Origin of the sequence: Anaeromusa acidaminophila DSM 3853 (assembly GCF_000374545.1) — a bacterium.
Lineage (GTDB): Bacteria > Bacillota > Negativicutes > Anaeromusales > Anaeromusaceae > Anaeromusa > Anaeromusa acidaminophila.
On the sequence record NZ_KB894585.1, the window covers coordinates 79,568 to 91,944 of the forward strand.

Consider the following 12,377-nt stretch of genomic DNA (forward strand, 5'->3'; position numbering starts at 1 on the left):
GGCAGTAGCGTACTTGTTTCAACGAGCCTTCTTTGGCGTCATTGCGAGCGCAGCGCGGCAATCTCCCTGCGATTATAAATACCCAGGAAGTGTTGTATATGGAACGAAAAGGATATGTTTATATCCTAACCAATTGCACACGTTCAGTTTTGTATATAGGTGTTACCAGCAATTTGCAGCGGTGGATTTATCAGCATCGAACGCATTTAATGGATGGCTTTACCGATCAGTATAATGTGGTAATCCTAGTTTATTATGAGTGCTATGAAAGTATTCGTGAAGAAATTATTCGAGAAAAACAACTTAAAGCAGGCAGTCGGCTTAAAAAAGAAGCACTGATCAATGAGAAAAATCCATCTTGGCAAGACCTCTATACTGAAGTTGTCGGTTAAGACCGAGGAGATTGCTTCGTCCCTACGGTCCTCGCAACGACAGTAAGCCGACTTTGTGGCAGTAGCGTACTTGTGTCAACGAGCCTTCTTTGGCGTCATTGCGAGCGCAGCGCGGCAATCTCTCTTGTAAAAATTCAGTTGCTTTGTTATACTTTGTTATACAAGGAGGTGGTTTTGTGTTGGCAGTACGATTGGATGAAGAAATACAAGGACGGTTGGCAGCACTGGCGAAACTCCAGGGACGGAGCAAGAGTTTGATTGTTCGTGAAGCGATTATACGTTATATGGAAGACTGTGAGGATCTGCTTTTAGCGGAAGAAGCAATTCGTCAATATGATCCGAGCCGAACGAAGTCATTACGGGAAGTGATGCGTGACTATGGCATGGACGGTTGAAGTTGCAGAATCGGCGCAAAAACAATTAGCAAAAATAGATAAGCCAATAAGGGAACGTATTCTTCATTATTTATGGGATCGAATTGATGGGTGTAAAAACCCAAAACATTTTGGCGAACCACTTAAAGAAAACTTAGGTGGACTCTGGAGATATCGTGTAGGAGACTATCGAGTGGTTTGCGAAATTCAGGAACAACGAGTAGTTGTATTGGTGTTGGCTATTGCGCACAGGCGTGAAGTCTATTTTCGGTGAGAGTATGTGCGATGAAATAGTATAAGGGGGATTTTTATGAAAATTCAATCAACCCGTTTCGGAGAACTGGATGTAGCTGAAAATGATGTGATTCATTTTTCCCAAGGCCTGCCGGGCTTTCCGGAGGAATACCATTTTTCCCTGTTGCCGCAAGGAGAGGACAGTCCGTTTTTCTTCCTGCAATCCACGCAGGATCCAAACCTCACTTTTTTACTGGTGGACCCCTTTGCTTTTTTCGCAGAATATCATTTTGAGATCGACGATAAGCTGGTGTCTCAACTGGGGCTGTCCGCCGAACAGCCGCCCATTGCCCTGTGCATCGTGAACGTGCCCCAGGGAAAAATGCAGGATATGACAGCCAATCTGAGTGCGCCTATTGTTATTAACCGTTTTACGCGCTTGGGTCGCCAAGTCGTGCTGACTGATACCTCTTATTCTTTGCGGCAGCGTCTTTATCTGGCCCAAGAAGGAGGCCAATGACATGCTTGTTTTGACTCGTAAAGTGGGCAGTCGCATCATTATTGACAACGATATTGTGGTGACCGTGGCCGATGTCAAAGGTGACAGCGTGCGTTTGGCGATAGATGCGCCTAAGGACATTCGCATTTATCGCGGTGAAATCTACGACGCCATTGTCGCGGAAAATAAACAAGCTCCCTTGCCTGCAGGGGAGATCGATTTGAGTCAACTGCCCAAGGGAAAATAGAAAATGGCAAGCACAACACATTGTGTGAAAAATTAGAAAAATCTCTAACTACAAGAGGTTTTTCTTTTTGTTTGTCGAAGTAAGAAAATGGTAATTTTGGAAAGGGGTGAAGTACATGCAAATCAAGTCGACTCGTTTTGGCGAATTCGAGGTGTCAGAAGAATTGGTGGTTCAGTTCCCGGAAGGGCTTCCTGGTTTTGAGGATCAAAAGCAATTTGCATTTCTCCCTTATACGGTGGACGAAGATAATAGTCCTTTCGCGTATATGCAATCAGTGCAAGACCCGGATTTGACCTTGCTTTTGGCAGATCCGTTTTTGTTCTTCAAACACTACTCGCTGGATTTGAATGACGAGGACGCAGCGCTGCTAGGCTTAAGCGACTCCGAAGAAACCGCAGCTGTTTATGGCGTGGTAGCAGTGCCGGAAAAAATAGAGCAAATGACCGTCAACCTTGTGGCTCCGATCGTGGTTAATTGGAAAGAGCAGAAGGGCATGCAAATTATTTTGAATCGCAGCCCCTATAGCACTAAGCATCGCCTCTTCCCGTTGGGCCTGCCCCAGCAGCAAACGAAAGAATAAGAGCGAGGGATTGAACAAGAGTCACGGGAGAATCTGAGGGTGTGCAGGAGGGAAATTGTTTTAAGCAGATGCAGAGGAATGGTTGCAGCGGTTAGTGTCATTGCGAGCGTAGCGCGGCAATCTCCCAGGATCTAAAAGACTCCACTTTTGTCAATTGTTAAAATCTGTCGTACTCTCCCTCTACTCACTCTACTCTTGTTAAAAAACCGTAACCCTCCTTCGAGCCCTCTCGTGACTCCGGTTCTCCTGTTCAATCCCTGTTTAAATTTTTTTGCTTTTTTCGCAAAAAAACTCTTAAGTCCATTTTGCATCCTTGCGATATACCTATTGAAACCGGGAACACGGAGCTCAGCCGGCGGCCGACGGTGAAAGCTTCTGCCCACAATAAAGGGCAAGGATGCCCTAATTGAAAATTCAAGGAGGAAAAACAAAATGATTATCAATCACAATCTCATGGCGATGAACACCTACAACAAACTGTCTTCCAACAATGCTTCTGCTTCCAAGTCTTTGGAAAAACTGTCTTCCGGCCTGCGCATCAACCGCGCTGGCGACGATGCTGCCGGTTTGGCGATTTCCGAAAAAATGCGCGGCCAGATCCGCGGCTTGGATCGCGCTACTTCCAATGCACAGGACAGCATTTCCTTGATTCAGACGGCTGAAGGTGCTTTGACCGAGTCCCACAGCATTCTGCAACGTATGCGCGAACTCGCAGTGCAGGCTTCTAATGATACCAACACTGATGATGACCGCAAAGAACTGCAGGCCGAAGTTAACCAATTGATTAGCGAATTAGATCGTATCGGCAACACCACCGAATTCAACACTAAGAAATTGTTGGATGGTTCGGCGAAGGGCGTAACTGATGCGGAAGCTGGCAATTACCGGCTGAATAATAACTCGGCGGTAACCTTTGCTGCTACCGGTCAGACGGCCTTGGCAAGTGCATTGAAAGATGCAACGTCCGCAGGCGCTTTGGATGGCGCATATATGTTGATTCGGGTAGCTGATGATGCATCGACTAGTGCTTATAATGCGACTGACTTCGCTCTTATTGGACCTGATGGGACAAAGTATACTGTTGCTAGTGCAGCAGCAAGCCTAGGGATTAACATTGCAGATGGATCGATTGACTTTACTTCTGCGGCAGTTGGGGGTGCAGCAACGCTTGCTCTTGCTACTGGATCCACTCTTGATGATAGCGTTAAGGTTGGCGAGTCAATTACTTTTGTATTCAAAAAGTATGAAGCTGCAACCAGCGATGTTGCTAACTCCATTATGACTCAGATTGGTGCCAATGCAGGCCAGACAGCTTTCATTTCCATGAAAGATATGCGTGCAGCTGCAATTGGTGTGGATGATATCGATATCTCCACCAAGTTTGGTGCACAGACCGCTATTGAGACGGTCAACAATGCAATTACCAAGGTTTCCTCGCAACGCAGCTCCTTGGGTGCCATCCAGAACCGTTTGGAGCACACCATTAACAACTTGACCAGCGCTTCGGAGAACATCAGCTCGGCTGAATCTCGTATTCGCGACGTCGACATGGCGAAAGAAATGATGAACTACCAGAAGACCAGCATTCTGCAACAGGCTGCTACTTCGATGTTGGCTCAGGCCAACCAACAGCCGCAGAACGTTCTCAAACTTCTGCAGTAATTCAGAAGAGGGTTTGCCAAGAGACTTAAAAGGCCAGAGACATTGTCTCTGGCCTTTTGTTGGATAAAAAATAATGAAAGCTAACGAATGGTTGGAGGAGTAAGAAATGGCAACTGGTTTTTTAGAGGCAATTGATGAATTGCAAAATGCAATTTTTAAATTTGAAGCAAGCATACTGGAAACAAAAGTAATTGCCATGTTGGACTTATTATCCAAGCATTCCCTTGTTTTGGAGAACGAAGTTTCTGTGCAAAGGGTTTTGCAAGAACTACTTAAAGCATACCAAACGAAAGACTATTTATTATTGGCAGATGTATTAGAATTCAAATTGAAGCCATTGCTCGCGGAGAAAAGGCGGGAAAATGTATGAAAGCGAAAAGCACATGGGAAATCAATCAGGCTTGGTTAAAGGAAAATTTACCAGGAATTGCACTAAAGTTAGATAACCCATCAGAAGAGCTTCAAGTATTTACGAAAGAAACAGAATTAGGTTGGAACGTTCAGGTTTGTCAAGGAAAATCTTTCTCATTCATGTTGCATAGTTTGTATGATCGAGAACGAGAATATCAAACTATGAACCAGGAGTTACAGACGGAATACAGAACGATTATAGTATATGGTTGCGTATCGATGGATTACTTGCACCTTTTAGTAAAAAAGTATCCAAACATTAAACATTTGATTTTCGTGGAGCCGCATGTAAGCTTATTTCGAGCTTTCTTGCAGCGGTGGTCATTAGTAGAGGCATTTAGTGTTTTCCCCAAAGTATCCCTAATTGTAGGAGAAAAGGAAGAGAACCTTAACTACTATATAAATAAAGCTTTGGCGACAGGAGCAGTGGAAGAAAAAGCGATTGCTACTGTTGGCGCGGTGAATTATCAATGGCATTTCTCGAAGTATGCTGCGGCGCTTCGGGGAGCAATTTTAGAAGCATTGCGTTTTTCGCGTGTTAATAGGGCTACATTGAACGTGTTTCGAAATCTTTGGTTATTAAATACGTGGCATAATTTACAATATGGTGATGCTACTATGGAGGATTTTTCCGACTGCTTTCATGGAAAACCAGCAATTATTGTTGCTGCAGGCCCTTCGTTAGATAAGAATATTCATTTATTAGAGGAAGCAAGTAAGAAAGCACTAATTATAGCTGTGGGTAGTGCTATGTCAATTCTAGAGGCCAAAGGAATTAAACCGCATTTTCGGATGGCTGTTGATCCGGATTTTGAAAATGAAGACTTGTTCAACTTGATAGATAAAACGGAAATTCCATTGCTTTTTTCAGAGCATCTATACTATAAAATTCTTCCGACGTATGAAGCACCTAAGGTACAGTTGAATTTATCAGGAAATTCAGTGATCGTAGATTATCTATACAAGCTTGCGGGCGTTGATAAGAAAAACATTTCTTCCGGCTTTTCAGTTGCTAATGTAGCTGCGGGACTATTGGCATTTTGGCGTTGTGATCCTATCGTTTTTGTGGGGCAGGACTTGGCCTATACAGAGGAGCGTCTTCATGCAAAGGGGGCGTGGGATAGTGATGTGGAAGAAAAGTATATACATAAGCATTTGCTTCGTAAAGACATTCATGGAAATGATGTATATGTAAGTGCTCCATTTGAAGGAATGAGGGAAATATTTGAGGCTACTATTAAAGGAAACCCTCAACTGCGTTTTATTAATGCAACCGAAGGAGGAGTGGCAATAAAAGGAGCGCCAAATCGAAACTTGACGGAATTATTAGGTGAATGGGCAGAAATGCCAAATGACTGTAGAACTATCATCAAAACACGAATATTAGAATTGTGTTGCAAAAAAAGTAGTGACATGAAAAAGGAATTGTTGAGAAAAGCAGCGGTTCTTTTTAAAGAGAAAATGGAATCATATTTACAAGAGGTTGAGAAAAGCAAGCGTTTGGCGCAAAGGCTTTTAAAGAAGAAGCATGAACCCTCAGAAAAAGAAAGTAAACATATTTTACGAAGAATCCGTGTGCTTCAGAGTAATGAAATGGCCGCAATTGTAGATCCTGTTTTTGAAGAAAGTTTTGGTATGCGCAGGGCTGGATATTTAAAGGGAAATGAAGAACTGAAAAGTGTGATACCGTCGGTTAATGTATTTTTCTTGGAACTTTGCGAAAAAGAAGAGTATGTAAAACGCTTTTTACAGGTAATAGGTTGGTATATTAACGGTGAGGAATTTAAAGTGGTGGTTCAGGACGGAACAAGGGCCTAGTGGCTGAGAATGAAGTTGATATAGAGCGAGGAGAGAAGATGTTTAATAATAAAGCGATTTTGATTACTGGCGGCACGGGGTCCTTTGGTAAGCAGTTTATCAAGACTATTTTAGAACAATATAACCCGCAAAAGGTGATTGTTTATTCGCGGGATGAACTGAAGCAGTTTGAGATGCAGCAGGTATTTAATCAGGAATGCATGCGTTATTTTATTGGTGATGTGCGTGATGGTTCGCGCTTAAAGCAAGCCATGCGCGGCGTGGATTATGTGGTGCACGCGGCAGCTTTAAAACAGGTGCCAGCTGCGGAATACAATCCGATGGAATGCGTCAAGACGAATGTGGACGGCGCAAAAAATGTCATAGATGCTGCCATTGAAAATGAGGTAAAGAAAGTGGTTGCTTTATCTACTGATAAGGCGGCTAATCCGGTTAACTTGTACGGGGCTACTAAGTTGGTTTCAGATAAGCTGTTTGTAGCAGCCAATAATATCGTAGGGGATCATTGCACCCGTTTCAGTGTAGTGCGTTACGGGAATGTAGTGGGTTCGAGGGGGTCGGTAGTGCCTTTTTTCCAAAAGCTAGTGCAAGACGGAGCAGAATCGCTGCCCATTACAGATGCCCAGATGACTCGTTTTTGGATTACCCTGCCCCAAGGTGTAGAGTTTGTATTAAAGGCGTTTCAACGCATGCAAGGCGGGGAAGTGTTTGTGCCTAAAATTCCCTCTAGCCGCATTACGGACTTAGCGGAAGCGCTAGCTCCCGGAATGACGCAGCGTATTATTGGAATTCGGCCGGGAGAGAAGCTGCATGAAACGATGTGCCCGGCGGATGACTCGCATTTGGTAATGGAGTTTGCTGATCACTATGTGATTCGTCCTACGATCACCTTTCAAACACCTGTTGATTATTCGATTAACAAGCTTGAAGAAAAAGGCAAGCCAGTTTTGCAAGGCTTTGAATACAACTCAGGAACAAATCCTCATTTCTTGACAGTAGAGGAAATTAAGGAGTTGATTTGAATGAAGTCGATTCCCTATGGCAGACAGAGTATTTCGCAAGAAGATATTGCAGCTGTGGTGGAAGTGTTGCAGTCGGATTGGCTGACGACCGGACCCGCGGTGGATGCCTTTGAAGCGGCAGTGTCCGCTTATTGCGGCGTATGTCATGCGGTGGCGGTCAACAGTGCCACTTCGGCCTTGCATATTGCTTGTATGGCCTTGGGGCTGCAAAAAGGTGAGGTGCTTTGGACGACGCCCAATACTTTTGTGGCCTCGGCGAATTGTGCTTTGTATTGTGGGGCTGATGTTGACTTTGTTGATATTGATCCGCAAACCTATAATATGAGTGTAACAGCCTTGCGGCAGAAGCTGGAGGCAGCAAAGAAACAAGGACGGCTGCCGAAAGTGTTGGTTCCTGTGCATTTTTCCGGGCAGCCTTGCGAGATGCGTAAAATTGCGGCATTGGCGAAAGAGTACGGTTTTGCGGTTATTGAGGACGCGTCGCACGCTATTGGCTCTTCCTACGAGGATAGCCGAATTGGCGATTGTCAGTACAGCGATATGACGGTCTTTAGCTTTCATCCGGTGAAAATTGTCACTACCGCCGAAGGCGGGATGGTAACGACACAGGCCCCGGAGTTGGCGGAACGGCTGCGCATGTACCGCAGTCACGGCATAACAAGGGATTCTGCTAAAATGACGGAAGCTTCTCATGGCGATTGGTATTACCAGCAAATTGATTTAGGGTACAACTACCGTATTACCGATTTGCAATGTGCCTTGGGGACTAGCCAAATGAAACGAATCGATAATTTTTTAGCGCGCCGCCGCGAAATTGCGGCCATCTACGATCGAGAACTTCAAGGGCTTCCGGTACTATTGCCAAAACAGCAGGAAAATGTGCAGTCAGCTTGGCATTTGTATGTGATTCAAATTGATGAAAGCAAGGCCGATAAGAATCGCAAAGAAGTGTTTGATTTTCTGCGCTCTAAAGGAATTGGCGTAAACGTTCATTATATCCCGGTCCATACGCAGCCGTATTATCAGCAGCATTTTGGTTTTAAACCCGGAGACTTCCCGGTGTCAGAAGAGTATTATTGCAAGGCGATCAGTCTGCCTATGTATGCGGAGCTAAGCCAAGAGCAGCAGCAACAAGTAATTAGTGCAGTTAAAGAGGCGGTGGCTCGATGAAAACGGTCATTATTGTACAGGCGCGTATGACCTCAACGCGATTGCCGGGTAAGGTGCTTAAAGAAGTATTGGGGAAACCCTTGCTGGCCTATCAACTGGAACGATTGCGCCGAGTTCAATTGGCGGATGAGATTGTTTTGGCAACAACAACCAATCAAACAGATGACGTACTCGCCGCGTTTGCCGCTAAAGAAGAGATTCGTTGTTTTCGAGGCGACGAGCAGGACGTGTTGGATCGGTATTATCAAGCGGCTGTAATGGCGGAGGCGGATGTGGTAGTTAGGGTGACTTCGGATTGCCCTCTGATTGAGCCTGCTATTATTGATGAAGTGATTCAAGTATACTTTAAAAGCCCGAGCGTAGATTATGTATCTAATACGTTGAGCCGTACCTATCCACGAGGGCTGGATGTAGAGTGCTTTTCTTTTAAGACTTTAGAAATAGCCTGGAAGAATGCAAATAAAGCCTATGAGCGGGAACATGTAACACCGTATTTGTATCAGCAGCCCAATTTTATAAAAAAAGAATTAAAAGCGGCTGGGGACTATTCGGAGTATCGTTGGACTGTGGACACACAAGAAGATTATGAATTAGTGAGACTTTTGCTGGAAGAATTGTATCCAGTCCAACCGTGTTTTTCTTGGCGTGACGTGCTGCGCGTGCTGGAACGGCATCCGGACTGGAAGCGGCTCAACGCGGAAATTGAGCAGAAGAAGTTGGAAGAATAGCGGAAGAAAGAGAGTGTAATGGTAATGAGTGCATATAAAACCGAACAAGAGTCTTTTTGGGCTGGCGAGTTTGGGGATGCCTATGTGGAACGGAATAAAAGCGCGCAATTGGCAGCGGCGAACTTAGCTTTTTTCAGCCGGATTTTAAGTCGGACAACAGAAACCAGTAGTGTGCTGGAGCTTGGGGCTAATATTGGCATGAACTTAAAGGCGTTACGCCAATTGATTCCGGGGTGCCAATTGACTGCGGTAGAAATTAATCAAACAGCCGTGGAAGAACTTAAAAAGCAAGAGCAAGTGGAAGTATATCATCAATCTATATTTGATTTTGCCGTACAAGATCGGCAGTGGGATTTGACATTTACCAAAGGCGTATTAATTCACTTGGCACCGGAAATGCTGCCGGAAGTGTATAAAACATTATACCAATGCAGTAAAAAATATATTCTTGTAGCGGAATATTATAATCCCTCGCCGGTAGAAATATCTTATCGCGGTCACGATGGGAAATTGTTTAAACGTGATTTTGCAGGAGAGCTTATAGCTCAATATCCAGATTTGCAGGTTGTAGATTACGGCTTCTGCTGGCATAAGGATCCCATGTTTCCTCAAGATGATATTACCTGGTTTTTGTTGAAAAAATGATGGTATGGGGGGACGTGTTTTATGCAATATTGTAAGCGTTGTGTTATGCCGGATACAAAACCGGATTTGGTATTAGATGATGAAGGAATATGCAATGCCTGCCGCAGCTATGAAAAACGCGTAGAAGTGGACTGGGATGCAAGGAAGATAGAGTTAGAGAAAGTTGTAGAAAAATACCGTTCTAAAGATGGAAGCTCTTGGGATTGCATTGTACCGGTGAGCGGTGGTAAGGACAGTACGTATCAAGTGGTACGTATGCTTCAGTTAGGCATGAATCCGCTGTGCGTGACTGCCACTACCTGCCATTTATCGGAAGTGGGCCGCAAAAATATTGAGAACATTAAACAATTAGGTGTGGATTATGTAGAGTTTAGTCCTAATCCACTTGTGCGAAGGAAACTTAACCGCATTGGTTTGAAACAAGTAGGAGATATATCTTGGCCAGAACATTGTGGTATTTTTACGATTCCAGTTCGGGCGGCGGTGCAATACAATGTTCCATTGATTGTGTGGGGAGAAAATTCGCAAAATGAGTATGGCGGTCCAGCGACTGCTGCGGAAAATAATGTACTGACGCGGCGGTGGCTGGAAGAATTTGGTGGTTTATTAGGTCTTCGGGTAACGGATTTGATTGGCATGGAAGGGATTGAAGCGCGGCATTTAATTCCTTATTCATATCCTAGTGATGAAGAGCTTCAACGCGTGGGCGTTACAGGTATCTTTCTGGGATATTATTTGCCTTGGGATGGATATGCGAATGCCCTGATTGCCCAGGCTCATGGGTTTACCACTTTGACCAATACGGTAGAAGGGTCTCTTGTGAGTTATGAAAATTTAGATAATTACCAAACCGGGATTCACGACTATTTCAAATATCTTAAATTTGGCTTTGGGCGCGCTACTGACTTAGCTTGTTTGCATGTGCGACGTGGACGAATTACTAGGCAGGATGCGGTAGAAATGGTGAGAATGCATGACGGCAAATTCCCTTGGACCTATTTAGGGAAGCCTATTGAAGAGATTTTAGCTCCCCTTAACATGAGTGTGGATGAATTTATAAAAGTATGTGATCGTTTTACTAATAAAAAGATTTTTGTAACAGATGCAAAAGGCGCTTTAGTAAAAGATCGCCAGGGAAATTTGCAAAAGAAACAGTACCCAGAGGCATGAGGAGGCCGACTTATGGCAACGGCGATTATTGATTATGGTCTTGGCAATTTAGGGTCCATTCATCGCGCCATTGAAGAATGCGGGGGCGATGTGTTTTTAGCTGAGTCATCAGCTCAACTTCAGGAGGCAGAACGCATTATTCTTCCTGGAGTCGGAGCTTTTGGCGATGGCATGAAGCTGTTGCGTCAAGGTGGCTGGGTGGATCCATTGCGTGAAATGGTATTGGATCAAAAAATCCCAGTGTTAGGTATTTGTCTAGGAATGCAGCTTTTAGCGAGTGTAGGCGAAGAAGGCGGTACTCATCAAGGGTTGGGCTTTATTCAAGGTAAAGTCGTTTTAATGCAGGTTGGAGAGAAAGAACGTTTGCCACATGTGGGCTGGAACAACATTCACAAGAAAAGGGAGTGTGTATTGTTAAAGAACATTCCTGATGGAGCTGATTTTTATTTTGTGCATAGTTATCATTTTCAACCGCAAGACGCCAGCGTGGTCGTGGCAACAGGAGATTATGCCAGTGGTTTTGTAGCGGCAGTGGAAGAAAGGAATGTCTTTGGTACACAATTTCATCCGGAAAAGAGCGGGCCTTATGGGTTTCAAATTATAAAAAACTTTCTGCATTACTATGGAGACGAGGACAGCTCATGTTAAAAGTAAGAGTAATTCCCACGATGTTGCTGAAAGATGTTGGTTTAGTCAAAGGCGAAAGCTTTAATAGTTGGAGACGCGTTGGAACGGCTATGCCGGCTGTAAAGGTCTACAATACGCGACAAGTTGATGAATTGATGCTTATGGATATCACGGCTACAGAAGATCAGAGAGAGCCAGACTATGAGCTGGTGGAAGAATTGGCGCAAGAAACATTTGTTCCTTTTACCGTGGGCGGTGGTATTACTAACATTGAACAAATACGCCGGCTATTAAAAGCCGGCGCCGATAAAGTCAGCATTAACAGTGCTGCCTACGAAAATCCGCAGCTCATTCGTGAAGCGGCGGAGCGCTTTGGACGGCAATGCATTGTCGTGAGCATTGATGCGCGTAAAGAAGATGATGGCCGTTATCGTTGTTATCGTCGTTCTGGTAAGCAGCAGACTACATACACTCCAGGAGAGTGGGCTGCGCAGATGGAGGAAATGGGTGCTGGAGAGATTTTGATTACTTCTATTGAGCGTGACGGTACTCTGCAGGGGTATGATTTAGAGTTGATTCGTGAAGTAACGACTACAGTCCATAAGATTCCAGTTATTGCTTCAGGGGGAGCAGGGGAATATGAAGATTTTCGCCTGGCTTTAGTGGAAGGATGTGCAACGGCGGTAGCTGCTGCCAGTATGTTCCACTTTACACAGCAAACGCCCATGGAGGCAAAAAATTATTTGGCGAAGTGTGGCATACCTGTTCGCAACAGCATTGTGCAATGGGGGTAAGGGT

16 protein-coding genes are annotated in these 12,377 nt (G+C 44.6%); all 16 read left to right on the forward strand.

The genetic code is table 11. The features are described from left to right. Positions 1-98: 98 nt before the first annotated feature. The 16 genes from C508_RS0103935 to hisF all read left to right on the forward strand — a co-directional run bounded on the left by C508_RS0103935 (position 99) and on the right by hisF (position 12,373). Positions 99-392 carry a GIY-YIG nuclease family protein gene (locus tag C508_RS0103935; protein WP_018702245.1) on the forward strand — a complete coding sequence of 98 codons (294 nt, stop codon included), beginning with the start codon at positions 99-101 and terminating at the stop codon, positions 390-392. 176 nt (positions 393-568) lie between these two features. After that, positions 569-787 carry a type II toxin-antitoxin system RelB family antitoxin gene (relB, locus tag C508_RS0103940; RefSeq protein WP_018702246.1) on the forward strand — a complete coding sequence of 73 codons (219 nt, stop codon included), beginning with the start codon at positions 569-571 and terminating at the stop codon, positions 785-787. Continuing rightward, positions 771-1,040, forward strand: a complete 270-nt coding sequence (locus C508_RS19780; protein WP_071595762.1) for a type II toxin-antitoxin system RelE family toxin — start codon at positions 771-773, stop codon at positions 1,038-1,040. Before relB ends, C508_RS19780 begins: the two co-directional genes overlap by 17 nt. Before the next feature lie 36 nt (positions 1,041-1,076). Then, a complete protein-coding gene (fliW, locus tag C508_RS0103950; protein ID WP_018702247.1) occupies positions 1,077-1,520 on the forward strand; it encodes a flagellar assembly protein FliW in 444 nt (147 codons plus the stop codon). A gap of 1 nt (position 1,521) precedes the next feature. Further along, the gene (gene csrA, locus C508_RS0103955; RefSeq protein WP_018702248.1) at positions 1,522-1,746 is read left to right on the forward strand and encodes a carbon storage regulator CsrA; all 225 of its coding nucleotides are present in this window, start codon (positions 1,522-1,524) and stop codon (positions 1,744-1,746) included. Positions 1,747-1,861: 115 nt separating this feature from the next. Further along, positions 1,862-2,326, forward strand: coding sequence for a flagellar assembly protein FliW (gene fliW / locus C508_RS0103960; RefSeq protein ID WP_018702249.1), 465 nt, complete (start codon positions 1,862-1,864; stop codon positions 2,324-2,326). A 432-nt stretch (positions 2,327-2,758) separates the two neighbouring features. After that, entirely contained in the window at positions 2,759-3,988 is a 1,230-nt protein-coding gene (locus tag C508_RS20790; RefSeq protein WP_018702251.1) for a flagellin N-terminal helical domain-containing protein, read from the forward strand. Between the two features lie 106 nt (positions 3,989-4,094). Next, a complete protein-coding gene (locus C508_RS0103975; RefSeq protein ID WP_018702252.1) occupies positions 4,095-4,358 on the forward strand; it encodes a DUF8042 domain-containing protein in 264 nt (87 codons plus the stop codon). Then, positions 4,355-6,217, forward strand: a complete 1,863-nt coding sequence (locus C508_RS0103980; protein WP_018702253.1) for a motility associated factor glycosyltransferase family protein — start codon at positions 4,355-4,357, stop codon at positions 6,215-6,217. The genes C508_RS0103975 and C508_RS0103980 overlap by 4 nt, the downstream gene beginning before the upstream one ends. A gap of 38 nt (positions 6,218-6,255) precedes the next feature. Next, on the forward strand, positions 6,256-7,239 hold the full coding sequence (gene pseB / locus C508_RS0103985) for a UDP-N-acetylglucosamine 4,6-dehydratase (inverting) (RefSeq protein ID WP_018702254.1): 984 nt from the start codon (positions 6,256-6,258) through the stop codon (positions 7,237-7,239). Continuing rightward, positions 7,240-8,409, forward strand: coding sequence for a UDP-4-amino-4,6-dideoxy-N-acetyl-beta-L-altrosamine transaminase (pseC, locus tag C508_RS0103990; RefSeq protein ID WP_018702255.1), 1,170 nt, complete (start codon positions 7,240-7,242; stop codon positions 8,407-8,409). Then, on the forward strand, positions 8,406-9,137 hold the full coding sequence (locus C508_RS0103995) for a cytidylyltransferase domain-containing protein (protein WP_018702256.1): 732 nt from the start codon (positions 8,406-8,408) through the stop codon (positions 9,135-9,137). The genes pseC and C508_RS0103995 overlap by 4 nt, the downstream gene beginning before the upstream one ends. 24 nt (positions 9,138-9,161) lie before the next feature. Continuing rightward, complete coding sequence (locus C508_RS0104000; RefSeq protein WP_026319344.1) at positions 9,162-9,782, forward strand: pseudaminic acid biosynthesis-associated methylase; 621 nt, start codon at positions 9,162-9,164, stop codon at positions 9,780-9,782. A gap of 21 nt (positions 9,783-9,803) precedes the next feature. Further along, a complete protein-coding gene (locus C508_RS0104005; RefSeq protein ID WP_018702258.1) occupies positions 9,804-10,952 on the forward strand; it encodes an N-acetyl sugar amidotransferase in 1,149 nt (382 codons plus the stop codon). Between the two features lie 12 nt (positions 10,953-10,964). After that, complete coding sequence (gene hisH, locus C508_RS0104010) at positions 10,965-11,600, forward strand: imidazole glycerol phosphate synthase subunit HisH (protein ID WP_018702259.1); 636 nt, start codon at positions 10,965-10,967, stop codon at positions 11,598-11,600. Then, positions 11,594-12,373: an imidazole glycerol phosphate synthase subunit HisF gene (hisF, locus tag C508_RS0104015; protein ID WP_018702260.1), complete on the forward strand. Its 780-nt coding sequence runs from the start codon at positions 11,594-11,596 to the stop codon at positions 12,371-12,373. Before hisH ends, hisF begins: the two co-directional genes overlap by 7 nt. Positions 12,374-12,377: the final 4 nt, after the last annotated feature.